Below are 21,727 nucleotides of genomic sequence, written 5' to 3' on the forward strand. Positions count from 1 at the left end.
CTCCGAGAGGAGGGCCGCGCTCGCCGGCGTCGGCCCGTTCGTCACGGCAGTCGAGGACTCGTCGTCTCGTGTCCTGCCGTCATCTGATGTCCCTGACGCTATGAAGAACAGGGGGTCCCGCCGCAGGGCCGCTCGGGCCCTCACGGCCCGCCGGAGGCCCCCACCGGAGCGGTCGTCGTGGCGACCTCGCGAGGGTCCACCGGCCCACCCTGCTCGGGACCTTCGGGGTCCGGCCTAGGACGTCCGGATCAAGGTCGCGGGTCGGTGGCCCAGGCGGCGATGCCGGGGGTGGGGTACCTCCTCGGCACCCCAGAAGTGGGGGGGGGGGGGGGGGGGGGGGGGGGGGGGGGGGGCGCCCCGCCCGGCACGGCCGGTCGAAGACCTGGCCCCAGGAGAGCCGGATGGTCACGGCCGCCTCGCGGGCGACCGCATCGAGGTCGCGGTCCAGGTCGCGGTCGCGCTGATGGGTCGAGGCGTGGAAGAGCTCACCGTCGAGCTCGACGATGAGGACCTGTCCGTCGTACCGCACGTCCCGGAACGCCCTGCGGGTCCCGTGCCGATGACTGGCCTGCCGACGCCCGGTCGGCAGCCCGTGTGCACGCTCGACCCGCGTCAGGTAGCCGTGCTCGAGCACCGAGCACGTGCCGGCGACCACGTCGTCGAGGACCGAGCGCAACCACCCGCGTCGCACGTGCCGGGGCCGCGACGCGAGCGTCTCCAGCAGTCGCACCGCCGTCGAGCGCCGGGAGCCACACGCATCGGCCAGCACCGCGATCGCCTCGAGGTCCGACGAGCTCGACTCGGCCACGTCGAGGACGGCGTGCTCGTAGCGGATCCGGGGTGGCCCCAGGTTCCACAGCGTCCGGTCGGCGAGGTGGGCCGAACGGTGCACCCGGACGCCGTCCGGAGTGACGAGGTGGCGGTGGCGCTCGACGGCGACATGGATCACGGTGTCGTCCCGGGATCGGCGCCCGGGTCCTTCCGCGGCCCGGAGGGCGGACTCGTGGGTGAGTGCCGCCGGCCAGCAGCACAGCACGGCCGCCCAGGCTCGCTCGATCCAGCTGAGCGGGCCCGTGTGGTCGACGAAGACCCCGGGGTGCACACGCGTGAGCTCTCGTCGCCGGACGAGGCGCGCGACGTCGGACGGGCCGAGGCCGCACTCCAGGAGCTGCCGGCGCGCGACGACGCCGTGCTGCTCCGCAAGGATCCGGGCGACCTCGTCCATGTCGGCAGCGTCCACCGGTGCGACCGGCGCCAAACGCGGCGCCCGCCCGCCTGTGGACGGACGCCTGCGCTCAGTCCTCCCGGGGCGGCGCCAGTCGGAGCAGGCACGCGCCGGGCTCGACGAACGCGTGCAGCTCGATGCCGTCCGCGCCGGCGCCGTACTCCTCGAGCGCGCCGCGGGCCACGCCGAGGTGGACCGCGCAGATCACGCCGGGCTGCTCGTGGGCGGCCTGGAGGAGCGGGCAGCGGGTCAGCCGGACGTCGCGCCCGTCCTCGTCCGGCTCGGGGGCGAAGCCCATGTCGTCGAAGAGCGTCGTCACCTTCTCGCGTGCGGCGAGGTCATCGGGGCGAGCCGGTCGTCCCGCCTCCCTGGCGAGCCGACGACCCCACTCCTCCCCTGCTTCACGAGCCGCGTCCTCGGGATGCGGGCTGGTGCGGACGAGCACGGCGGCCAGGGTGGCGGCCAGGCCCGCGTACTGGGCTCCCTCGTCCCAACGCGGGTGGACCGCGCTGTAGAGCCATCCCGGGCGCCCACGGCCCGTCGGCGGTGCGAACTCGCGGGTGACGAGACCAGCCCGCTGCAGCCCGTCGAGGTGCTCGCGCAACGTGTTGGCGTGCAGGCCCGTCATCGAGATCAGCGCGGGTATCCCGGTGGGCTGCGACTGCGCCTGCAGCGCCTCGAGGAGAGCAGCGCGGGTCGGTGACAGCCGCCGCCCGCTCGGCGTGCGTGCCGGCCGCGGGCCCCGCGGCTGCTCCTGGCCCGGGTGATTTTCCACGGCTCCATCGTGACGAATTACGCCGGTCCTTGTCATCTGGCCCGTCGGCGTGCGGCCGGACCCTGGCGGCCGGACGGGCCATTGTGCCGCGCGGCCGATCACGATTGGGTGAGGATCCTCACAGGAGGTGGGGCCATGGAGCCGGCCGGGGGAGGTCCAGCGGACGCGATCGTCCTGATGGAGGCGCGCACGCCCTTCGAGCGCCGCGCGGTGCAGGAGTGGGCGGCCCGGACGCACCCCGGCGTGCCCGTGTGCGATCTGCGGGACGCCGACGTCGCCGGCCTGTCTCCGACCACGGCGCTGGTCCCCGCGCGGGTCGTGTGGCTGCCGGCGGTCCGCGGGGGCGAGCGCCGGGTGACGATGGCCGACCTGCTCGTGCTGACGAACCCGCACCGCCCGCGCGCCGCGGCCCAGGCTCGGATCGGCGCCAAGTCGCCCGACCGGGTGCGCGTCGTCGCCGGCGAGTCCGCCACGATCGCGGAGCTGCGCGACCGCTACGACCAGGCCGTCCACGACGACGTCCCGTTCGCGGACTGGGTGGGTGTCCAGGCGACCCTGGCGGCCGAGCGGGCCGAGCGCCAGGTGATCGGCGACCGCTACAAGGTGCCGCGGCTGGTCGCCGAGCAGATCTCCTCCAGCGCCCGGTTCCGGGCGGGCGCCGCGGCGCTCGCCGAGTCGCTCGGCCGGCCCGAGCCCCAGGTCGTGCAGGAGGCCACCGACAAGCTGTCCACGTTCGTGGCGACGCAGAGCCGGCTCATGGCCGACCTCTTCTCCTCGATGCTCAGCCTCATGCACGAGCGGACCTGGACGGTCTCGGTCGACCTGGCCACGCTCGACGGGCTGCGTCAGCTCAACAAGAGCGCAGCGCTCATCTTCCTGCCCTCACACCGCTCGTACGTCGACCCGCTGGTGCTGGCCGACGTCCTGCGCAAGCACGACTTCCCGCCCAACCACGTGCTCGGCGGCGCCAACCTCCGGATCTGGCCGCTCAGCACGATCGCGCGCCGCTCCGGCACGATCTTCATCCGCCGCAAGTTCGGCGACGACCCGGTCTACAAGTTCGCGATGCGCTCCTACCTCGCCCACCTGGTCGAGAAGCGCTTCAACCTCGAGTGGTACATCGAGGGCGGCCGGAGCCGCACCGGCAAGCTGCGCAAGCCGATGCTCGGGCTGCTGTCCTACGTCGTCGACGCCACCGAGCAGATCCCCGACGCCGTCGTGATGGTCGTCCCGACCTCGATCGTGTACGACCAGCTCAACGAGGTCGGGGCGATGGCGCAGGAGGTCGCCGGCGGCGCGAAGAAGGCCGAGGGGCTCGGCTGGCTGCTGTCCTACGTCAACGCGCAGCGCAAGCTGAGCCTCGGGACCGCGCGCGTGCGCTTCGGTGAGCCGTTCTCGCTGCGCGAGGCGCTCGCCGAGGCCGGCGAGGGCCCTGCCCGGCTGGAGAAGGTCGCCTTCCGCGTGATGGACAGCATCAACGCCGCCACCCCGATCTCCGCGACGTCGCTGGCGACCTTCGCGCTGCTCGGGGCCGAGGAGCGCGCCTTCACCGAGAGCGAGATCGAGGAGATCGTCACCCCGCTGCTCGACTACATCGACCGCCGGCACCTGCCCGGGCCCGACCCAGCCCTGCTGCACGGTCTCGGGCTGCGCCGTACCCTCGGCGAGCTGACCGCGGCCGGCGTCCTCGACCTCTACGACGGCGGGACCGACCCCGTCTGGTCCGTCGCGGCCGGCAACCACGTGGTCGCGGCCTACTACCGCAACGGCGCCCTCCACCACCTGGTCAACAGGGCGATCGTGGAGCTGGCGATGCTGGCCGCGTCGAGCGGCGAGCTGGCGCCGGTCACGGTGGTGGACGGCACCAGCCGTGACTCCATGCTGGCGGCGTCGCAGGCCGAGGCGCTGCGGATCCGCGACCTGCTGAAGTTCGAGTTCTTCTTCCCGCCCAAGGAGCCGTTCCTGTCGCTGCTCGGCGCCGAGCTCGACCTCATCGCCCCGGAGTGGCGCACGGTCGAGCCGACCATCGAGTGGGTGCGCACGACGCTGCTCGGGCACGCCGGCGAGCTGATGGCGCGCCGGACGCTCCAGCCCTTCTTCGACGCCCAGCTGGTCGTCGCCGAGCAGCTCGTCGCCCTGGGTGAGGAGCCGGCGGAGAAGGACGCGTTCCTCGACACCTGCCTGGGCTACGGGCACCAGCTCGCCCTGCAGGGCCGGGTCAAGGCCCGCGACTCGGTGTCCAAGGAGCTCTACGCCGCGGCGTTCGAGCTGGCCGGCAACCGCGACCTCGTCGACGCCCGGCCCACGGACCTGCTCGCCGACCGCCAGGTGTTCCTGGCCGAGGTGGTGGAGCTGCGGAGCCGCCTCGACCTGCTCGCCGCGATCGAGGAGGAGGCCCACGCATGAACCCGCTCGCAGCCCGCCTGGCCGAGATCCAGGCCGCGCCCGACGGCGACAAGGTGGCGGCGTTCTTCGACTACGACGGCACCCTGATCGAGGGCTTCTCGGTCTCCGCGATCTACCGCGACCGGATCCGCCGCCTCGACGTCGGCCTGGCCGAGCTCCTGCAGACGATGCTCATCGCGCTGCGCGGCGTCGAGAACGAGCAGGACTACGCCGCCGTCCTCGAGGTCACCCGGCCGGCTCTCGCCGGCCAGACGTACGACGAGATGCTCGCCGCCGGTGAGCGACTCTTCAAGGAGCAGACGTCGGCACTGCTGCGTCCGCAGATGTGGCAGATCCTGCGCGCCCACAAGGAGAAGGGGCACCGCATCGTCATCGCCTCCAGCGCCACCCGGTTCCAGATCGAGCCGATCGCCCGCGAGATCGAGGCCGACCACGCGCTGTGCACGGAGGCCGAGGTGGTCGACGGGGTGCTGACCGGCAACTACAGCGGACGGCCGCTGTGGGGGCCGGGCAAGGCGGCGGCGGTGCGGGCGCTGGCCCGCGAGCACGGGATCGACCTCGACGCGTCGTTCGCCTACTCCGACGGCAGCGAGGACGTGCCCTACCTGGAGGCCGTCGGCCACCCGGCCGCGGTGTCGCCACGGCACGGGATGCGGGCCGAGGCCGAGAGCCGCGGCTGGCCGGTGCTCGACCTGAGCAACCCCACCCACTCCCGCCCGCTGATGCTGGCCCGGACCGGCGCCTTCTACGCCACCTTCGTGGCCGCCGCCGCGGTCGGGATCGCGGGCAGCCTGGTCCGCCGTGACCCGGCCGTCCTCATCGAGAAGGCGCTGCCGCAGGGCAACGAGATCGGCATGGCGCTGGGCGGCGTGCGGGTCCGGGTGGTGTCCGGCCGCGAGCACCTCGAGGACCACCGACCCTGCGTCTTCGTCTTCAACCACCAGTCCAAGCTGGACGTCCCGGTCCTGATCCACCTGCTCAAGCACGACTTCACCGGCGTCGCCAAGAAGGAGGTGCGCACGGTGCCGGTCATGGGCCAGATCTTCGACGTCGCCGGCATGGTCTTCATCGACCGCGGCGACTCGGCCAAGGCGCGTCAGCAGCTCGAGCCGGCCGTGCGCAAGCTGCGCGAGGAGGGCGTCTCGCTGGTCCTGGCGCCCGAGGGCACGCGGTCGTCGACGCCGCGGCTGGGTCCCTTCAAGAAGGGCGCCTTCCACATCGCGATGCAGGCGGGCGTGCCGATGGTGCCGATCGTGCTGCGCAACACCGGTGAGCTGATGTGGCGCGGGGCGCAGCTCATCGCGCCCGGCACCGTGGAGGTCCAGGTGCTGCCGCCGGTCGACACCTCCACGTGGACCGCGGCCACCGTCGACGACCATGTGGCGCAGGTGCGCCAGCAGTTCCTGACCACGCTCGCCGAGTGGCCCGACTCCGAGGAGGACCGATGACCGACGAGCCGCTCGACCAGCCCCTCGACCAGCCGCTCGACCAGCCGCTCGACTGGGCGAACGAGCCGACGATGTCGCCGGTGGACGCGGTCATGTGGCGCGGCAACGCCGACCGCCGCCTGCGCGCGACGATCAGCATGCTCGAGATCTGGGACCGGATGCCCGACTGGGACCGCCTCGTGGCCGCCCACGAGTGGGGCAGCCGGATGGCGCCCCGGTTCCGGCAGCGGGTCGTCGACTCGCCGTTCGGGACCGGCACGCCGACCTGGGCGGTCGACCCCGACTTCGACCTCGACTACCACCTGCGGCGCCTGCGGATCGCCGGCGACGGGTCGTGGGCCGAGCTGCTCAAGACCTGCGCCCAGCTGGCCATGACGCCGCTGGACCCGGCCCGCCCGCCGTGGGAGGGCTACCTGATCGAGGGGCTACCCGACGGCCGCACGGCGTACTTCCTCAAGGCCCACCACGCGATGACCGATGGTCTGGGCGCCATCATCGGGCTGGCGCAGCTGCACTCGCGGACGCGCGAGCCGAGCCCCACCAAGCCCCAGCCTCCGGCGCCCGCACCCGACCTGGTCACCGGCCTCGACGTCGTACGCCGCCAGGTCGGCGAGGAGGTGCGCCGGCTGCCGGCCCGCCTCGACGCCGCGACGGGCGTGGCCCGCGCGCTCACCCGGCCGCGGGACGCACTGCGCAAGACCCTGCGCTACGGACGGTCGGTGCCCCGGGTCGCGGGGCTGGCCGGGCCGGCGGGCTCGCCGCTGCTCGCGCACCGCAGCGTGTCCTGGCGGTTCAGCGCCTTCGACGTGGCGTTCGCGGACCTGCGGGCGGCCGCCAAGGCGGCCCGGGCGTCGGTGAACGACGCCTACCTCGCCGGCCTGGTCGGCGGGTTCCGGATCTATCACGAGAAGCTCGGCGCCGAGGTGACGACGATGCCGGTCGCGATCCCGATCTCGGTGCGGACCTCCGACGACATGGCCGGCGGCAACCGGATCGCGGTCGGCCGCCTGGCCGCGCCCGTCTCGATGGAGGACCCCTTCGAGCGGGTGCTGACCATGCGCGAGCAGGTCCGCCTCGCGCGGCACGAGCCGGCCCTCGACCTGTTCAACACCCTCGGCCCCACGCTGGCCTGGCTGCCCGCCGGGATCCTGGCCCAGTTCGGCGGCACGAGCGCGATGAACGACCTGCAGGCCAGCAACGTGCCGGGCATCCCGTTCGACGTCTACGTCGCGGGTGCCAAGGTGGAGCGGATGTACCCCTTCGGCCCGCTCCCCGGCTGCGCCGTGATGGCGACGATGATCACCCACGGGCCGACCGCCTGCCTGGGCATCAACGCCGACGCGGCCGCGGTCACCGAGCCCGACCTCTTCGCCGACAGCCTCGTCGCCGGCTTCGCCGAGGTGCTCTCGCTCGCACCCGGCACCGGCGGGCTCACCCGGCTCGTCTGATCAGTCCAGCGCGGGGACCTCGGGCTCGGGGTCGGCCTCGTGGTCGGCCTCTTGGTGGTGGGCCCGCTCGTGGGCACCCTCCTCGTCGGAGTGGGTGAGCGCGACGTACCCGACGAGGACGGCGAAGAGCGCCAGGCCGGCGGCGGTGACCGGACCGGTCCCCCAGCCCAGGCCGCCGTGGGCCGGCGGCGAGGCCAGGTAGTCGGCGACGCTCGCGCCGAGCGGGCGGGTCAGGGCGTAGGAGCCCCAGAAGCAGGCGATCACGGGAGCACCGAGGCGCCACAGCCCGAGGGGGACGAGGATCGCGACACCGAACAGCAGGATCGACCACGCGAAGCCGAGCCCGGCGTTGATCGCGGCGGCGTCGCCCAGCGCGGTGCCCAGGCCGAAGGTCAGCAGCACCGTGCCCCAGTAGAACCGCTCACGACGCGCGGTCACGATCGAGTGCACCGACAGCGTGCCCTCACTGCGCTGCCACCACGCGAGGAGCGCGCAGAGCAGGACGAAGTAGACGATGGCGTCGAACCAGTACGGCGTGCCCAGCGCCACATGCGGCCCGTCGGCGATCATCGTGCCGAACACGGCGACCATCAGCACGGTCACCCAGTAGCGGACCGAGTGGTAGGTGTCGGCCCGCAGCTGCCACCACATCGCCGCGAAGAAGCCGCCCACGCCGACGATCCCGGCCACCGGGATGCTGTGGGTGCCCATGAAGTCGGCACCGGTCTCACCGATCCCGGTCGTGAGCAGCTTGATGACCCAGAAGGTCCAGAACACCTCGGGGACCTTGGGGGCGCGGAACGCGCGATTCTCCATGCCGACGATCGTGCGTCGCCCGACCTGCGCCGAACCTGACCGTGTGGTGGTGCCCGGCGACCGGGCCCGGACATGGGTGACCCCGGTGGCGTCTCGGGTCACCACCGGGGTCGTCCACGACACTAGAGCGCGGGGTCGGCCGCCGCCAGGGACCTGGCGCGACCTTGACCGAACCTTGAAGTGACGTGACCCCGCTCGGGTCACACCCGAGCGGGGTCACGGCAGGCTGGCGGTGGCGGAGGGATTTGAACCCTCGGTGGGCTTGCACCCACAAACGCTTTCGAGGCGTTCTCCTTAGGCCGCTCGGACACGCCACCGCCGGAGAGGCTACCGGAGCGTCCGGGGCCGGGCGAAATCGATCGGCCGCCCGCCGATCGACGGGATGCAACGTTGTTGCAACCTCCAGATGTCCACCATGCCCTGACGCGCGCTGCGACGACTGTCACACTCGCATTCCGTGGAGGACGCCATGACCACTGAGCTGCTGCCGATGCCCGGCATGCGGTCCGAGGTCGCCGACTCGTGGCGCCGTTCTGCTGCCGCCGGAGTCGCCCCCGACCGGGTCGAGGCGCCCGTGACCGTCGTCGAGAGCGACCTCGCCGCGCTGCGCGAGGCGCATCCGTTGTCACGCGTCTTCCCGCTGCTCGACGACGTGCTGGGCCAGGCGGTCCGTGAGTGCGACGCCGTGATGGCGATCGGCGACGCGGACGGTCAGCTGCTCTGGGTCTGCGGCTCGTCCGCCGTGCTGCGCGAGGCCGAGAAGATCGGCTTCGTCGCCGGCAGCAACTGGGACGAGCGGCTCGCCGGGACGAACGCGCCCGGGCTGGCGCTGGCGACGGGTCAGCCGTCGACGATCACCCGCGCCGAGCACTTCCGCAGCAGCGTCCGGCGGTGGAGTTGCGCAGCCATGCCGATCCACGACCCGTCGACCACCCAGCTGCTCGGGGTGCTCGACGTGACCGGCGGCGACCAGGTCGCCGTACCCCAGACCCTGGCGATGCTGCGCACCGCCGCGCGGCTGGCCGAGGCCGAGCTCGCCCGCGAGCGGGTGCTGCCCACCCTGCCGGAGCGGACCGGCGCCGGGCTCCGGATGCACATCGAGGCATTGGGGCGCTCCGACGCCCTGGTGACCGTCGACGACGGCCGTGGGCGGCCGAAGACGGTCCGGCTGAGCCCGCGGCACAGCGAGATCCTCGTCCTGCTCGCGTCGGCCCCTGCCGGCCTGACCGGCGACGAGCTGTCGATCCTTCTCTACGACCAGGACGAGCCCGCATCGTCGACGCTTCGGGCCGAGCTGAACCGGCTGCGCAGCCTGCTCGGGGACCAGCTGCTCGCGTCGCGTCCCTACCGCCTCACCGGCTCGGTCACGGCCGACTGGGTCGCCGCCGACGCGCAGCTCGCGGCCGGCGACGTGCGCGGCGCCGTGCGCTGCTACCGCGGGCCGGTTCTCCCCCGGTCGACCGCTCCGGGGGTCGAGCGGATCCGCGGCGACCTCGCCGCGGGGCTGCGGCAGGCCCTGGTCCACTCCGGCCAGGCCGACCTGATGGCCGCCTGGACGCGATCGGCGTGGGGTCGCGACGACTACGAGATGTGGGACGCTCAACGCCGCGCCATCGGTACGAGCTCCCCCCTGCTGCCGCTGATCGACGGCCAGCTCGCCCGGCTCGACGCCGAGCTCGCCTGAGCTCGCCTGAGCCGCCCGATCCTGCCGCACGGCGGTCGGGCCGACGCGTGCCCTGGCGGTGGGCCGGTCAGGCTCAACCTGTCGTTGTCAGGGGTTGCAACCCCCGACAACGTCAGGCAACCCCTGACAACCCCGGATGAATCCCCGGCTGACCGGGGATTCATCCACCTCCCCGCCGGCCATCAACGCTGCAACGTCGCCGCAACGTGCCGGCTGGTCTCCTGTGAGCGCAGTCACAGGCGAACCCGCCTCCGCACGAGCACGACACAGGAGCACCGATGACCATCTACGCAGCGCCCGGACAGCCGGACTCGCTCGTCACCGTCAAGTCCCGCTACGGCCACTACATCGGTGGTGAGTGGGTCGAGCCCGTCAAGGGCGAGTACTTCGAGAACATCTCCCCCGTCAACGGCAAGCCGTTCACCGAGGTGGGCCGCGGCACCGCCGAGGACATCGAGGCCGCGCTCGACGCCGCGCACGCGGCCGCGGAGAAGTGGGGGCGTACGGCGCCGACCGAGCGCTCCAACATCCTGCTCAAGATCGCGGACCTGATGGAGGAGAACCTCCCGTCGCTCGCGGTCGCCGAGACGTGGGAGAACGGCAAGCCGGTCCGCGAGACCCTCGCCGCCGACCTGCCGCTGGCGGTCGACCACTTCCGGTACTTCGCCGGCGTGCTCCGCGCCCAGGAGGGCACCATCGGCGAGGTCGACGAGAACACCATGGCCTACCACTTCCACGAGCCGCTGGGCGTCGTCGGCCAGATCATCCCGTGGAACTTCCCGCTGCTGATGGCGGTCTGGAAGCTGGCCCCCGCCCTGGCCGCCGGCAACTGCGTCGTCCTGAAGCCGGCCGAGCAGACCCCCTGGTCGATCCTCAAGCTCGTCGAGCTGATCGGCGACCTGCTGCCCGCCGGCGTACTCAACGTCGTCAACGGGTTCGGTGTCGAGGCCGGCAAGCCGCTCGCCTCGAGCCCGCGGATCGCCAAGGTCGCGTTCACCGGCGAGACCACGACCGGCCGGCTGATCATGCAGTACGCCAGCCAGAACCTGATCCCGGTCACCCTCGAGCTCGGCGGCAAGAGCCCCAACATCTTCTTCGAGTCGGTGGCCAGCAGCCGCGACGCCTTCTACGACAAGGCGCTCGAGGGCTTCGCGATGTTCGCCCTCAACCAGGGCGAGGTCTGCACCTGCCCGTCGCGCGCCCTCGTGCAGCGCTCCATCTACTCCGAGTTCGTCGGCGACGCGATCAAGCGCGTCGAGGCGATCACGCAGGGCAACCCGCTCGACGACACCACGATGATCGGTGCGCAGGCCTCCAACGACCAGCTCGAGAAGATCCTGTCCTACATCGACATCGGCAAGCAGGAGGGGGCGAAGGTCCTCACCGGTGGCGAGCGCAACGTGCTCGAGGGCGACCTGGCCGAGGGCTACTACGTGACCCCGACGGTGTTCGAGGGCCACAACGCCATGCGGATCTTCCAGGAGGAGATCTTCGGCCCGGTCGTGGCGCTCACGTCGTTCGACGACGAGGCCGACGCCCTCAAGATCGCCAACGACACCCTCTACGGCCTCGGCGCCGGCGTGTGGTCGCGCGACGGGTCGCAGGCCTTCCGGGCCGGCAAGGAGATCAAGGCCGGCCGGGTCTGGACGAACTGCTACCACGCCTACCCGGCCCACGCCGCGTTCGGCGGCTACAAGCAGTCCGGCATCGGTCGCGAGACCCACAAGATGATGCTCGACCACTACCAGCAGACCAAGAACCTGCTGGTGTCCTACGACCCGAACCCGCTCGGGTTCTTCTGACCGGGGCTCCCTCCCATGCCTCGGTCGACGTCCCCGGTGGACGTCACCGGTGAGGCGGCGGACCTGGTCCAACGGTCCCGTCATGTTCCACCAGTCCGGCGGGTGCTGCGACGGGTCGGCGCCCATGTGCTACCCCGACGGCGACTTCATCACCGGCGACGCCGACGTCCACCTCGGCGACCTCGACGTCGGGCTGGACCGGCCGGTTCCGGTGTGGATGTCCGCCTCGCAGTACGAGTACTGGAAGCACACCCACCTCACCATCGACGTGGTACCCGGCCGCGGCGCCGGTTTCTCGCTGGAGTCGCCGTACGGCGTCCGCTTCCTCGTGCGGTCCCGCCTGATGACCGACGAGGAGCTGGCTCAGGCCTCGGGCGGCGTCCAGCCGGGCTGACGGCCCGGTCGCCCCCGCGAGCCGGTCCAGCGCGGAGGCGGACAGGTGGGCGCCGTCGACCCGGCGGACTCATCGGTGGCGCGCCGCCGCGGGGACGGTGAGCACCGACGGCCACCGCGGGCCGGTGCGCACCGTGAGCGGCGCGAGCGCCGTGGGCAGGTCGGGCGCCGTCGGCGCGAGGTGGGGTACGTCGAAGGCCTGGATGGCGATGCGCAGCCGGTGCCCGGGGGCGATCCTGGCGGCCGTCGGGAACACCTCGACGTCCACGGGTGCGACCTGGCCGGCGGCGAGCGGCTTCCTCGACGCCTTCGTGAACGGGTGGTACGGCTGCACGAGCCGGCCGTCGAGGAAGCGGCTGCGGGAGCGGTCCAGGGCGCGCAGCGAGAGCACCTGCCAGCCCCCGGTCAGCCGCGAGACGCTCCCGTCCGGCGCGACGTCGGAGACCGACACCGAGAGCATCCCGTCGCCGGTCGGGCTCGAGGTGTAGAGCCGCGCGTTGATCGGGCCGCGCAGCCGCAGCGCGGAGGTGAGCGGGGCGGTCTGGAAGACCACCCCGGACTTGTCGTTGGGTGCGTTGTCGCGCCAGCACGGCAGGTCAGCCAGGGCGGCGCTCGGCAGGCCCGCGGTCCACTGGTCGGCCGAGCGCGTGCAGAGGCCCGACACCGGCACCGGCGGGACGACCGCACGTCCGTCGACCGTGGCACGGCGGGTCAGCACACCGATCCCGCCGCCCGCCGCCGCGGAGCCCGAGAGCCGGTAGGTCGCGGCGTGCTGGTCGGTGATCCACCCCGACGCGTGGGTCCACCGGCCGCTGCCCTGCTCGTAGTAGGTCAAAGAGGGGATGTCTCGGTCGAGGGTCGGGTCGGCCTTGCCGCGCACGTAGCGGTCGAACCACCGCAGCTGCAGCTCGGCCAGGCTGCCGTAGCCGGCGCCCTCGATGCCGTCACCGGCTGACGCCTGCAGGTGGTTCCACGGACCGGTGACCAGCCGCGTCGGCACCCCCCGGGACCGCAGGTCCTCGTAGAGCAGCGGCGTCCCGCGCTGGAACAGGTCGTACTCCCCCGACACCAGGAAGGTCGGGACGCGGACCCGGTCGATCACCTCGATCGGCGAGCGCTCGCGGTAGAACGGCCCGTCGTATGCCGAGTCCCCGCCCGTCACCGCGTCGAGCAGCAGCGGCAGCGTGAACGTCGCGGCGCCGACGAGGTGGTCGGCGAACGCCGTGAACCCCGACTGCGGATCACTCTGCGTCACCGCCGGCGGCACGACACCGGCGCCGGTGACGAGGCCCAGCCACAGCGGGATGAACCCCACGTCGAGCTGGCCGCCGGAGGCGACGACGTCGCGGTAGACGTCACCGGCCGGGACCTGCGGGAAGATCGCCTTGAGGCCGGCCGGGTGCCGGGCCGCGGCGAAGATCTGGTTGATGCCCATGTACGACGGCCCGGCCATGCCCACCCGGCCGTTGCTCCAGGGGCGCTTCGACGAGTGAGCCCACTCGACCACCTCGGCGGAGTCCTCGTCCTCGCGGTGGCCGAACGCCGACCAGGTGCCCTCGGAGCTCCCCGTGCCCCGTGCGTCGACGGTCAGCTGCGCGTAACCGCGCCGCACCAGGTACGACGGCGGCGCGCCCGCCAGCCCACCGGCGTTCGCTTGGACGGACTTGTTGTAGGCGGTGATGGTGACGATGACCGGGAACCGTCCCGCGACCGCCTGGCCGTCGGCGTCGGCGGGCAGCACCAGGTCGCCGCGCAGCACGGTGCCGTCCGACATCGGGATCGCGAGGTCCGTGCGGGTGACCGTGCCGGGGTAGATCGCCGGCCGCGGGGTCCAGCCGGAGCGGGCCGCGGCGTGCGGGGCCGCAGCGGGCGCCGCGACGGCAGCGCTCGGGGCGACGAGGACGCCGAGCACGACGAGCAGGGCGGTGAGGGAGCGACGCATGACACCTCAACGACCGGGTGTCACACGGAGTTACAGCCGGTCGCTACCACCGGCGGGGCTCCAGCCGCACGAGCTGGGTGACGTGGTCGGGTTCGAGCTCGTCGAGGGTGCGTACGCCGAGCAGCCGCATGGTGCGTTCGACCTGGCTGCGGAGGATCTCGATGGTCCGGTCGACGCCGTCGCGGCCGCCGGCCATCAGGCCGTAGAGGTAGGCGCGTCCGATGAGGGTGAAGTGGGCGCCGTGGGCGAGGGCGGCGACGATGTCCTGGCCGGACGTGATGCCGGTGTCCAGGTGGACCTCGACGTCGGGGTGGTGGGCGCCGACGGCGTCGACGACGTCGGGGAGCAGGTGGAACGGGACCGGTGCCCGGTCGAGCTGGCGGCCTCCGTGGTTGGACAGCAGGACCGCGTCGATCCCGGCGTCAGCGAGCCGGCGGGCGTCGTCGACGGTCTGGACGCCCTTGACCACGACCTTGCCGGGCCACTGGTCGCGGATCCAGGCCAGGTCGTCGTAGGTGACGGTCGGGTCGAACATGGTGTCCAGCAGGTCCGCGACCGTGCCGGACCAGGAGTCCAGGGAGGCGAACGCCAGCGGCTCGGTGGTGAGGAAGTCGAACCACCACGCCGGCCGGGGCAGCGCGTCCAGCACCGTACGCAGGGTCAGGGTCGGGGGGATGGTCATCCCGTTGCGCACGTCGCGCAGCCGTGCCCCGGCGACCGGCACGTCGACGGTGACCAGCAGCGTGTCGTACCCGGCTCGCGCGGCCCGGTCGACCAGCGCCATCGACCGGTCGCGGTCCTTCCACATGTACAGCTGGAACCAGCGGCGCCCACCGGGTGCGGCCGCGGCGACGTCCTCGATCGAGGTCGTGCCCATCGTGGACAACGCGAACGGGATGCCCGCCGCCGCGGCGGCCTGCGCGCCGGCGATCTCGCCCTCGGTCTGCATCATCCGGGTGAACCCGGTCGGTGCGATCCCGAAGGGCAGCGCGACCCGCTGGCCCAGCACCACCCGCGAGGTGTCGACCGTCGAGACGTCGCGCAGGATCCGCGGCCGGAACTCCACGTCACCGAACGCCTGCCGGGCGCGGGCCAGCGACACCTCCTGGTCGGCCGCACCGTCGGTGTAGTCGAACGCGGCCCGCGGCGTACGCCGCCTCGCGATCCGCCGCAGGTCCTCGATCGTCAACGCCGCAGCCAGCCGCCGCTCCCGCGGCGACACGATCGGCCTCCTGAACCTCAGCAGCGGCGCGAGGTCGTGGCGCTTCGGCACGTGCCGCTTCACAGGTGCCACTTCACAGGGGGATCTCCTCGGCGGGTCGGCTGGTGGGCGGTCGCAGGGTGCGGTCCCTCGAGGGTGCCCGACACCGCCCCGGATGCGCGAGCCGACGCTCCCGGTCAGTCCTGGTCGCTCAGTCATCCTCGGGCAGGCGGGGCATCCGCACCGTCTCGGCGTCCGGACCTGCCTCGGGGAAGGTCGGCGTCCGGGAGCGGACGAGGTGGGGCCGCAGGGGGACGGGCCGGTGCCCCGCCGGGCGGCGCAGCTGGAGCTGTCGCCGCACCCGCTCGGCGAGGTCGAGCTCGCGCTCGACGCGCTTGACCGTCGCGAGCGCGCTCGCCTGCATCTCGCCCAGGTCGGGGTCCGTGACGACCGTCCCGAGCTCCTCGAGGCGGGCCCGCGCCTCGGGCAGGCCGGTGATGGCCGTCCGCAGCGACTCGAAGTCCGCCGACCGCACCTGGCCGGCCGGAGCGGCCTCCAGCCGCACCAGCTCGCCGAAGGCGTCGACGGCCGCAGCCAGGTCCCAGAATGTCTCGGCCAGGCCGAGCAGCACGTCGGCGCCCGACTCGTCGGTGAGCCAGGCCGGCCTGCCCGCGGTCGTGTCGGCGAGGGTGCGGTACATCGAGCGCACCGCGAGCGCGGTGTGCTCGAGGGACTCCAGCCCCTGCCGCAGCCCGGGCCCGAGGTCCGGCGTACCGACCGCACGGACGTTGAGCCGGCGGCCCTGCTCGGCCTGGAGCAGGGCGGCACCCACCCGGGGCACGTCGTGGTGGGTGATCCGGCGGGCGTCCCCGAGCCACGCGACTGCGGCGGAGAAGACCGACTCGGGCTCGTCGGCGAGCTCACGAAGGGCGTCGGCGGACCGGCGCAGGAGGTCGCTGACCGCGTCGGCCAGCCCCTCGATCTCCCGGCCGGCGTCGGACGTCGGCACCCGGGGCGGGAAGAGCAGGTTGGCGGCGATCCCGACGGCGGCGCCGACGAGCGTCTCGGCGATCCGCTGGCCGGCGGCGGCCCCGGCGCCGAGAGCCCCGACGCCGAGCACGAGCATGCCGCTGATCGCGACCTCGATCAGGTTCGCGCGCAGGCGAAGGGCCTGCCCCAGGGTGATGGACACGAAGATCAGGACGCCGAGGCTCCACCACTCCAGGGGTACGACGGTGGCGAACCCGACCGCGAGGGAGACCCCGAGCACCACGGCGACGACCCGGTCGACGCCGCTGGCGAGCAGCGACACCGGGGTGACCTGGACGACGAGCATCGCGGTGAGCGGAGCCAGCAACGGCTGGGTGCCGGGGAAGATCAGCAGGGCGGCGACGTAGCTCGCGACCGCGGCGACCGTGATGCGCAGCGACCAGAGCACGGCGCCGCGCCAGCCGCGCCGCAGCCGCTTCGCCTCCCGCCGGAGGCGACCTCGCCACTGATCGAGCACGCACCTCATCATGACCGCCGCACGGGCGGCCGAAACGGCCGGCGGGCGGCGTCACCCGCGTCGGCGGTGCCCGGCGAAGAACTCCTCGAGCAGCGCGGCGCACTCCTCGGCGAGCACGCCGGCCACCACCTCGGGCCGGTGGTTGAGCCGCCGGTCCCGGACCACGTCCCAGAGGCTCCCGACCGCGCCGGCCTTGGGGTCCCAGGCACCGAGGACGACCCGCTCGACCCGGCTGAGCACGGCGGCACCCGCGCACATCGTGCAGGGCTCGAGCGTGACGACCAGGGTGTGGCCGTCCAGCCGCCAGGAGCCGCGGGCCGCCGCCGCGGCGCGCAGCGCGACCACCTCGGCATGACCGGTCGGGTCGGACTCCGCCTCCCGCACGTTGCGGCCGCGGGCGACGACGACACCACCGGGGTCGAGCACGACCGCACCGATCGGCACGTCGCCGGTCACGAGCGCCGACCGCGCCTCGTCGAGGGCGGCCCGCATCGCGGGCACCCAGGCCTCGCCGGTCATCGGCGGCGCGTCACGCGGACGTCAGGCCGACGATGTCGTCGAAGACCTCGCCGAAACCGAGGCGGCGCGCGACGTCGGAGAGCATCTCGTCGGGGTAGAGCTCGGGGTCGTCGAGCAGCACGCCCATGTCCATGGCGTGCATGCCCAGGTCGCCGAGCAGGTCGAGGTCGCCGGCCGGCACCTGCTCCTCGATCTCCTCGACCTCCGGCTGCGGGAGCCCGAGGAAGTCGACGGCGGAGCTGGCCAGCTCCCACTCGTCGGCCGCCGTGATGTCGGAGAGCAGCACCCGCGTGGTGGCGCCGGCGACCCGCACGATGAGGAAGAAGTCCTCGTCGACCGCGACCAGGCCGACCGCACCGCCGGGGAACCGGCGCAGCGCGTGCACCAGGTGCTCCACGTCGTCGAGCACGTCGAAGACGAGCTCCTCCACCGTCCAGTCGCCGTCCTCGCGGAAGGCTGCCAGGGCGAAGTCCACTCCGTCGGTCTGGTCGGCCACGGCACACCTCCGCTCCGTCGACTGGCTGGGCGCACCGCTCGGCCGCGGCGCGCCTTCCAGAGTGGCAGACCGGCGCGGAGCGGCCAACCCCCTTTCGTCCCCCGACGCCCGGGCCGATGTGCCCGGCGTGCCCTAGGGTTTCGGGCATGCGCACGCACGTCGTCGACCACCCGCTCGTCGCCCACAAGCTGACCCACCTGCGCGACGAGCGCACCGACTCCCCGACGTTCCGCCGCCTGGCCGACGAGCTCGTCACCCTGCTGGCCTACGAGGCCACCCGCGACGTCCGGGTCGCGCCGCTCGACATCGTCACGCCGGTCTCCCCGACCACCGGCGTCTCGCTCGCCTCGCCCAAGCCGCTGGTCGTGCCGATCCTGCGCGCCGGCCTCGGCATGCTGGACGGGATGATGCGGCTGCTCCCGACCGCGGAGGTCGGGTTCCTGGGCATGATCCGCAACGAGGAGACGCTCGAGGCGTCGACCTACGCCGAGCGGCTGCCCGAGGACCTCTCCGGCCGTCAGTGCTACGTGCTCGACCCGATGCTGGCGACCGGGGGCACCCTCGCCGCCGCCATCCGCTTCCTCACCGACCGCGGCGCCGACGACATCACCGCCATCTGCCTGCTCGCCGCACCCGAGGGCTGCGCGCGCCTCGAGCGCGAGCTCGACGGCCTCGCGGTCCCCGTCACGGTCGTCACCGCCGCGATGGACGAGAAGCTCAACGAGAAGGGCTACATCGTCCCCGGTCTCGGTGACGCCGGCGACCGGTTGTACGGCGTGGTGGGCTGAGGCCGGGAGGTGGATGAATCCCCGGCTGACCGGGGATTCATCCACGTTGTCAGGGAGTTCATGACGTTGTCAGGGGTTGCAACGCCTGACAACGTCAGGTTTCCCCGGCTGACCGGGGATTCATCCAGGCTGCGCAACCGCGCCCGGGCCGGTCAGCCCGGGAAGATCCGCACGGTCCCGGTGGCGACCAGCACCAGCAGGACCAGCACCAGCAGCCCCAGGACGGCGTACGCCCACTCCTTGGAGATGCGGGAGTCGTCGGACTCGGGCGCGTCGTAGCGGTGCCCGTCGGGGCGGGCCAGGCGCTCGTCGTCGTCGTCGGTCATGCCCGGTCAACGACGCAGCGGCCCGGACGTGCCGGACCCGTCCGGCGTGACGTCGGCCTCAGTCGGGGGCGGCGGCGCCGAGGGGGAGCTCGTCGACGACCTCGTGGCGCGGCCGGCCGCGCGGCCCCTCCCCGAGGTACGACGCCACCAGCGTGACCCGGTCGGCGACCCACCGCGGCCCGGCGTAGCCGTCCAGCAGCCGCACCCAGTCCGAGACCTCGGCGGGGTGGCCGAGCCGCGCGACGGTCAGGTGCGGGCGGAGGCGCTGGCCGTCGACGGCGATCCCGGCCCGGTTCGCGGCGGCCCGGCACCCGGTGGCCAGCCGGTCCAGCTCGGTGCGGCCGGGGTCGTCGAGGTCGAGACCGGCCCACAGCACCCGCGCCCGCGCCGCGCTCGGGAAGGCCCCGCCGCCCGCGACGGCGGTGCCGAAGGCGGTGCGCCGTGAGGCCGCCCGGCCCAGCCGCTCGACCAGGTCGTCGAGGCGGTGCTCCTCGACCTCGGCGAGGAAGGCCAGGGTGACGTGGACCTGGTCGGCGGCGGTCCACCGGAACGGCGCCGCCGCCCGGCGGACGTCGAGGAAGGCGTCGAGGTGCTCGACGGCCTCGGCCGGCGGCACCAGCGCCGCGAACATCCGCAGCGCCGAGGTCATCCGATCTGGGTGCCGAGCAGCGACCCGATGCCGTAGGTGACGGCCATCGCGAAGAGACCGCCGAGGACGTTGCGCAGCACCGCGCGACCCGGTCGCGCGAAGCCCAGCCGGGCGCTGACGAAGCCGGTCACCGCCAGGGCGACGACGACGGTCGCGACGGTGAGCCAGAGCCGCAGCCCGGGGCTGCCGAGCGTCATCGTCAGCAGCGGCAGCAACGCCCCCGCGGTGAAGGCGAGCATCGACGCCCAGGCCGCGTGCCACGGGCTGGAGATGTCGTCGGGGTCGATCCCGAGCTCGGCCTCGGCGTGGGCCCCGAGGGCGTCGTGCGCGGTGAGCGCCTTCGCGACCTCGAGGGCGAGCTCCTCGTCGAGCCCCTTCTCGACGTACAGGCCGGCGAGCTCGGCGAGCTCCTCGTCCGGCTCGTCGCGCAGCTCGCGCCGCTCCTTGGCCAGCAGCGCCAGCTCGGAGTCCCGCTGGGTGCTGACCGAGACGTACTCGCCCGCGCCCATGCTCATCGCACCTGCCGCCAGGCCGGCGACGCCCGCGATCACGATCGCGTTGCGGTCGCTGGTGGCGCCCGCGGCGCCGATTACGATGCCGGCGGTCGACACGATGCCGTCGTTGGCCCCCAGCACGGCGGCACGCAGCCAGTTCAGCCGGTTGTTCAGGCCGCTCTGGTGCGGCTCGTCGCTGTGCGGACCGACCAGGTCCTCGGTGTCGCTCGCGGTCATGGACGCATCCAAACCCGGCGCCGGGTCGCCTGCAAGCAAGGGTTGCCTGCGCTCACCACGCTCACGCCGGCGCCGGCTCCTCGGCCGGCTCCTGGATGCGGCGCGGCATCAGGGCACCGACCCCGAGCAGCGCGACCGCGGCCACCGCCGACGCGACGAACACCTGGTGGATCGCGGGGTCCAGCACCGCGGGGGTCAGCGTCGAGACGTCCGGGACGCCACGGCCGAGCCGGCTCGCGACCTGGTGGTTGACCAGCGCACCGAAGACCGCGACCCCCACCGCGCTGCCGACGGACCGGGTGAAGAGGGTCGCGCCGGTCGCGACGCCGCGGTCGCGCCAGGTCACCGACGACTGGGCGGCGATGACCGAGGGGCTGACGACCAGGCCGAAGCCGATCCCGAGCACGAAGCAGGGCAGCGCGAGCACCAGCAGCGAGCTGTGCGGCCCGATGAGGAGCAGCAGCGCGGCACCCACGACACCGACGGCCCCGCCGATCAGCATCGTCGCCCGGAAGCCGAGGGTCAGGTAGAGGCGGCCGGCGTTGGAGGCCGCGATCGGCCAGCCGAGCGTCATCGCGGCGAGGGCGAACCCGGCCGCGACAGCGCCGTACCCGAGGACGCCCTGCGCATAGAGGGGGATGTACGACGTCAGGCCCATCATCAGCACGCCGACCACCAGGGACGCCGCCATCGCGGCGACCAGGACGCGGTGGTGCATCAGCCACAGCGGCAGCACCGGCTCGGCGGCCCGCCGCTCGACCAGCACGAAGCCGACCAGCAGCACCGCGGCGAGGGCGAACAGGACGAGGCTGGTCGGGGACGACCAGGCCCAGCGCACCCCGCCCTCGAGGAGCGCGAGCAGCAGCAGCACCCCGCCGGCGGTGAGCAGCAGCGAGCCGGCGTAGTCGATGCGGTGCGGGCGGCGCTCCACCTGCTCGTGCAGGTTGCGCCACATCATCACGCCGGCGACCAGGCCGAGCGGGAGGTTGATGAAGAAGATCCACCGCCAGGAGGCGTAGTCGGCGAACACGCCGCCGAGCGTCGGGCCGACGACCGAGGCGACCGCCCACACGCCGGCGACGTAGCCCTGCACCTTGGCGCGCTCCTCGAGCGTGTAGATGTCACCGACGATCGTCATGCTGACCGGCTGCACGGCGCCCGCGCCGAGACCCTGGACGGCCCGGAACGCGATCAGGGCGCCCATCCCCCAGGCCACCCCGCACAGCAGCGAGCCGAGCAGGAACAGCCCGATGCCGACCATCATCACCGGCTTGCGGCCGAACTGGTCGGCGAGCTTGGAGTAGACCGGGACGGTGACCGCCTGGGCGAGGAGGTAGATCGAGAACAGCCACGGGAACTGGGTGAAGCCGCCGAGGTCGTCGACCACCGCCGGCACGGCGGTGGCCAGGATCGTCGAGTCGATCGCGACCAGGCCGACGCTCAGCATCACCGCCAGCAGGATCGGTCCTCGCTCGCTGCGCAGGCCGACGCTCGCCCGGGACACCTCGTTGACCGTCACGAGAGCCGCAACCCGGTCGGCGCCCCGGATTGTTCCCGATGTTCGCGACGCC

The 21,727-nt window shown here is 73.2% G+C and carries 19 protein-coding genes and 1 tRNA gene; 7 read left to right on the plus strand and 13 right to left on the minus strand.

The annotated features are described in order from the left end of the window. Positions 1 to 79: 79 nt before the first annotated feature. The gene (locus ACILRH_RS19720; RefSeq protein WP_395695773.1) at positions 80 to 1,225 is read right to left on the minus strand and encodes a type IV toxin-antitoxin system AbiEi family antitoxin domain-containing protein; all 1,146 of its coding nucleotides are present in this window, start codon (positions 1,223 to 1,225) and stop codon (positions 80 to 82) included. 70 nt (positions 1,226 to 1,295) lie between these two features. Then, the gene (locus tag ACILRH_RS19725; RefSeq protein ID WP_395695774.1) at positions 1,296 to 2,000 is read right to left on the minus strand and encodes a helix-turn-helix transcriptional regulator; all 705 of its coding nucleotides are present in this window, start codon (positions 1,998 to 2,000) and stop codon (positions 1,296 to 1,298) included. A gap of 135 nt (positions 2,001 to 2,135) precedes the next feature. On the opposite strand from ACILRH_RS19725, the gene ACILRH_RS19730 reads away from it, so the two are divergent. Genes ACILRH_RS19730 through ACILRH_RS19740 form a run of 3 tightly spaced genes read left to right on the plus strand, consistent with a single transcriptional unit; the run spans position 2,136 to position 7,302 of the window. Further along, entirely contained in the window at positions 2,136 to 4,406 is a 2,271-nt protein-coding gene (locus tag ACILRH_RS19730) for a glycerol-3-phosphate 1-O-acyltransferase (RefSeq protein ID WP_395695775.1), read from the plus strand. Then, complete coding sequence (locus ACILRH_RS19735; RefSeq protein WP_395695776.1) at positions 4,403 to 5,854, plus strand: HAD-IB family hydrolase; 1,452 nt, start codon at positions 4,403 to 4,405, stop codon at positions 5,852 to 5,854. Before ACILRH_RS19730 ends, ACILRH_RS19735 begins: the two co-directional genes overlap by 4 nt. Then, positions 5,851 to 7,302, plus strand: coding sequence for a wax ester/triacylglycerol synthase domain-containing protein (locus ACILRH_RS19740; RefSeq protein ID WP_395695777.1), 1,452 nt, complete (start codon positions 5,851 to 5,853; stop codon positions 7,300 to 7,302). The genes ACILRH_RS19735 and ACILRH_RS19740 overlap by 4 nt, the downstream gene beginning before the upstream one ends. Here the strand turns inward: ACILRH_RS19740 and ACILRH_RS19745 are convergent, their stop codons facing one another. Next, a complete protein-coding gene (locus tag ACILRH_RS19745; protein ID WP_395695778.1) occupies positions 7,303 to 8,118 on the minus strand; it encodes a hypothetical protein in 816 nt (271 codons plus the stop codon). 227 nt (positions 8,119 to 8,345) lie between these two features. Next, positions 8,346 to 8,435: transfer RNA gene (locus ACILRH_RS19750), tRNA-Ser, on the minus strand. A gap of 152 nt (positions 8,436 to 8,587) precedes the next feature. Between ACILRH_RS19750 and ACILRH_RS19755 the strand changes: the two genes are divergently transcribed. From ACILRH_RS19755 to ACILRH_RS19765, 3 genes are all read left to right on the plus strand, one after another. Beyond that, entirely contained in the window at positions 8,588 to 9,802 is a 1,215-nt protein-coding gene (locus ACILRH_RS19755; RefSeq protein WP_395695779.1) for a GAF domain-containing protein, read from the plus strand. A gap of 278 nt (positions 9,803 to 10,080) precedes the next feature. After that, on the plus strand, positions 10,081 to 11,604 hold the full coding sequence (locus tag ACILRH_RS19760) for an aldehyde dehydrogenase family protein (RefSeq protein ID WP_395695780.1): 1,524 nt from the start codon (positions 10,081 to 10,083) through the stop codon (positions 11,602 to 11,604). A gap of 49 nt (positions 11,605 to 11,653) precedes the next feature. Further along, complete coding sequence (locus tag ACILRH_RS19765; protein WP_395695781.1) at positions 11,654 to 11,998, plus strand: DUF779 domain-containing protein; 345 nt, start codon at positions 11,654 to 11,656, stop codon at positions 11,996 to 11,998. Positions 11,999 to 12,067: 69 nt separating this feature from the next. Here ACILRH_RS19765 and ACILRH_RS19770 read toward each other — a convergent pair whose 3' ends face one another. The 5 genes from ACILRH_RS19770 to ACILRH_RS19790 form a co-directional block, all read right to left on the minus strand. Continuing rightward, on the minus strand, positions 12,068 to 13,939 hold the full coding sequence (locus tag ACILRH_RS19770; protein ID WP_395695782.1) for a CocE/NonD family hydrolase: 1,872 nt from the start codon (positions 13,937 to 13,939) through the stop codon (positions 12,068 to 12,070). Between the two features lie 43 nt (positions 13,940 to 13,982). Further along, the gene (locus tag ACILRH_RS19775; RefSeq protein ID WP_395695783.1) at positions 13,983 to 15,212 is read right to left on the minus strand and encodes an alpha-hydroxy acid oxidase; all 1,230 of its coding nucleotides are present in this window, start codon (positions 15,210 to 15,212) and stop codon (positions 13,983 to 13,985) included. A 139-nt stretch (positions 15,213 to 15,351) separates the two neighbouring features. Continuing rightward, the gene (locus ACILRH_RS19780; protein ID WP_395695784.1) at positions 15,352 to 16,647 is read right to left on the minus strand and encodes an aromatic acid exporter family protein; all 1,296 of its coding nucleotides are present in this window, start codon (positions 16,645 to 16,647) and stop codon (positions 15,352 to 15,354) included. A gap of 51 nt (positions 16,648 to 16,698) precedes the next feature. Beyond that, entirely contained in the window at positions 16,699 to 17,139 is a 441-nt protein-coding gene (locus tag ACILRH_RS19785; RefSeq protein ID WP_395695864.1) for a nucleoside deaminase, read from the minus strand. 37 nt (positions 17,140 to 17,176) lie between these two features. Continuing rightward, positions 17,177 to 17,662: a tRNA adenosine deaminase-associated protein gene (locus tag ACILRH_RS19790; RefSeq protein WP_395695785.1), complete on the minus strand. Its 486-nt coding sequence runs from the start codon at positions 17,660 to 17,662 to the stop codon at positions 17,177 to 17,179. A 146-nt stretch (positions 17,663 to 17,808) separates the two neighbouring features. Between ACILRH_RS19790 and upp the strand changes: the two genes are divergently transcribed. Next, positions 17,809 to 18,450, plus strand: coding sequence for a uracil phosphoribosyltransferase (gene upp, locus ACILRH_RS19795; RefSeq protein ID WP_395695786.1), 642 nt, complete (start codon positions 17,809 to 17,811; stop codon positions 18,448 to 18,450). Positions 18,451 to 18,602: 152 nt separating this feature from the next. Here upp and ACILRH_RS19800 read toward each other — a convergent pair whose 3' ends face one another. The 4 genes from ACILRH_RS19800 to ACILRH_RS19815 all read right to left on the minus strand — a co-directional run bounded on the left by ACILRH_RS19800 (position 18,603) and on the right by ACILRH_RS19815 (position 21,660). Next, a complete protein-coding gene (locus ACILRH_RS19800; protein WP_395695787.1) occupies positions 18,603 to 18,776 on the minus strand; it encodes a hypothetical protein in 174 nt (57 codons plus the stop codon). Positions 18,777 to 18,834: 58 nt separating this feature from the next. Further along, positions 18,835 to 19,425 (minus strand): RNA 2',3'-cyclic phosphodiesterase, encoded by a 591-nt coding sequence (gene thpR / locus ACILRH_RS19805; RefSeq protein WP_395695788.1) that lies wholly within the window; start codon positions 19,423 to 19,425, stop codon positions 18,835 to 18,837. Next, a complete protein-coding gene (locus ACILRH_RS19810) occupies positions 19,422 to 20,156 on the minus strand; it encodes a VIT family protein (RefSeq protein ID WP_395695789.1) in 735 nt (244 codons plus the stop codon). Before ACILRH_RS19810 ends, thpR begins: the two co-directional genes overlap by 4 nt. 61 nt (positions 20,157 to 20,217) lie before the next feature. Further along, on the minus strand, positions 20,218 to 21,660 hold the full coding sequence (locus ACILRH_RS19815) for an MDR family MFS transporter (RefSeq protein WP_395695790.1): 1,443 nt from the start codon (positions 21,658 to 21,660) through the stop codon (positions 20,218 to 20,220). Positions 21,661 to 21,727: the final 67 nt, after the last annotated feature.

This window comes from Nocardioides sp., from assembly GCF_044226765.1.
Lineage (GTDB): Bacteria > Actinomycetota > Actinomycetes > Propionibacteriales > Nocardioidaceae > Nocardioides.

Excerpts from the sequence above, each read along its gene's own strand:
- ACILRH_RS19720 (WP_395695773.1), bottom strand. The coding sequence starts at position 1,225 with ATGGACGAGGTCGCCCGGATCCTTGCGGAGCAGCACGGCGTCGTCGCG.
- ACILRH_RS19730 (WP_395695775.1), top strand. The coding sequence starts at position 2,136 with ATGGAGCCGGCCGGGGGAGGTCCAGCGGACGCGATCGTCCTGATGGAG.
- ACILRH_RS19735 (WP_395695776.1), top strand. The coding sequence starts at position 4,403 with ATGAACCCGCTCGCAGCCCGCCTGGCCGAGATCCAGGCCGCGCCCGAC.
- ACILRH_RS19740 (WP_395695777.1), top strand. The coding sequence starts at position 5,851 with ATGACCGACGAGCCGCTCGACCAGCCCCTCGACCAGCCGCTCGACCAG.
- ACILRH_RS19745 (WP_395695778.1), bottom strand. The coding sequence starts at position 8,118 with ATGGAGAATCGCGCGTTCCGCGCCCCCAAGGTCCCCGAGGTGTTCTGG.
- ACILRH_RS19755 (WP_395695779.1), top strand. The coding sequence starts at position 8,588 with ATGACCACTGAGCTGCTGCCGATGCCCGGCATGCGGTCCGAGGTCGCC.
- ACILRH_RS19760 (WP_395695780.1), top strand. The coding sequence starts at position 10,081 with ATGACCATCTACGCAGCGCCCGGACAGCCGGACTCGCTCGTCACCGTC.
- ACILRH_RS19770 (WP_395695782.1), bottom strand. The coding sequence starts at position 13,939 with ATGCGTCGCTCCCTCACCGCCCTGCTCGTCGTGCTCGGCGTCCTCGTC.
- ACILRH_RS19785 (WP_395695864.1), bottom strand. The coding sequence starts at position 17,139 with ATGCGGGCCGCCCTCGACGAGGCGCGGTCGGCGCTCGTGACCGGCGAC.
- upp (WP_395695786.1), top strand. The coding sequence starts at position 17,809 with ATGCGCACGCACGTCGTCGACCACCCGCTCGTCGCCCACAAGCTGACC.
- ACILRH_RS19800 (WP_395695787.1), bottom strand. The coding sequence starts at position 18,776 with ATGACCGACGACGACGACGAGCGCCTGGCCCGCCCCGACGGGCACCGC.
- thpR (WP_395695788.1), bottom strand. The coding sequence starts at position 19,425 with ATGACCTCGGCGCTGCGGATGTTCGCGGCGCTGGTGCCGCCGGCCGAG.
- ACILRH_RS19810 (WP_395695789.1), bottom strand. The coding sequence starts at position 20,156 with ATGACCGCGAGCGACACCGAGGACCTGGTCGGTCCGCACAGCGACGAG.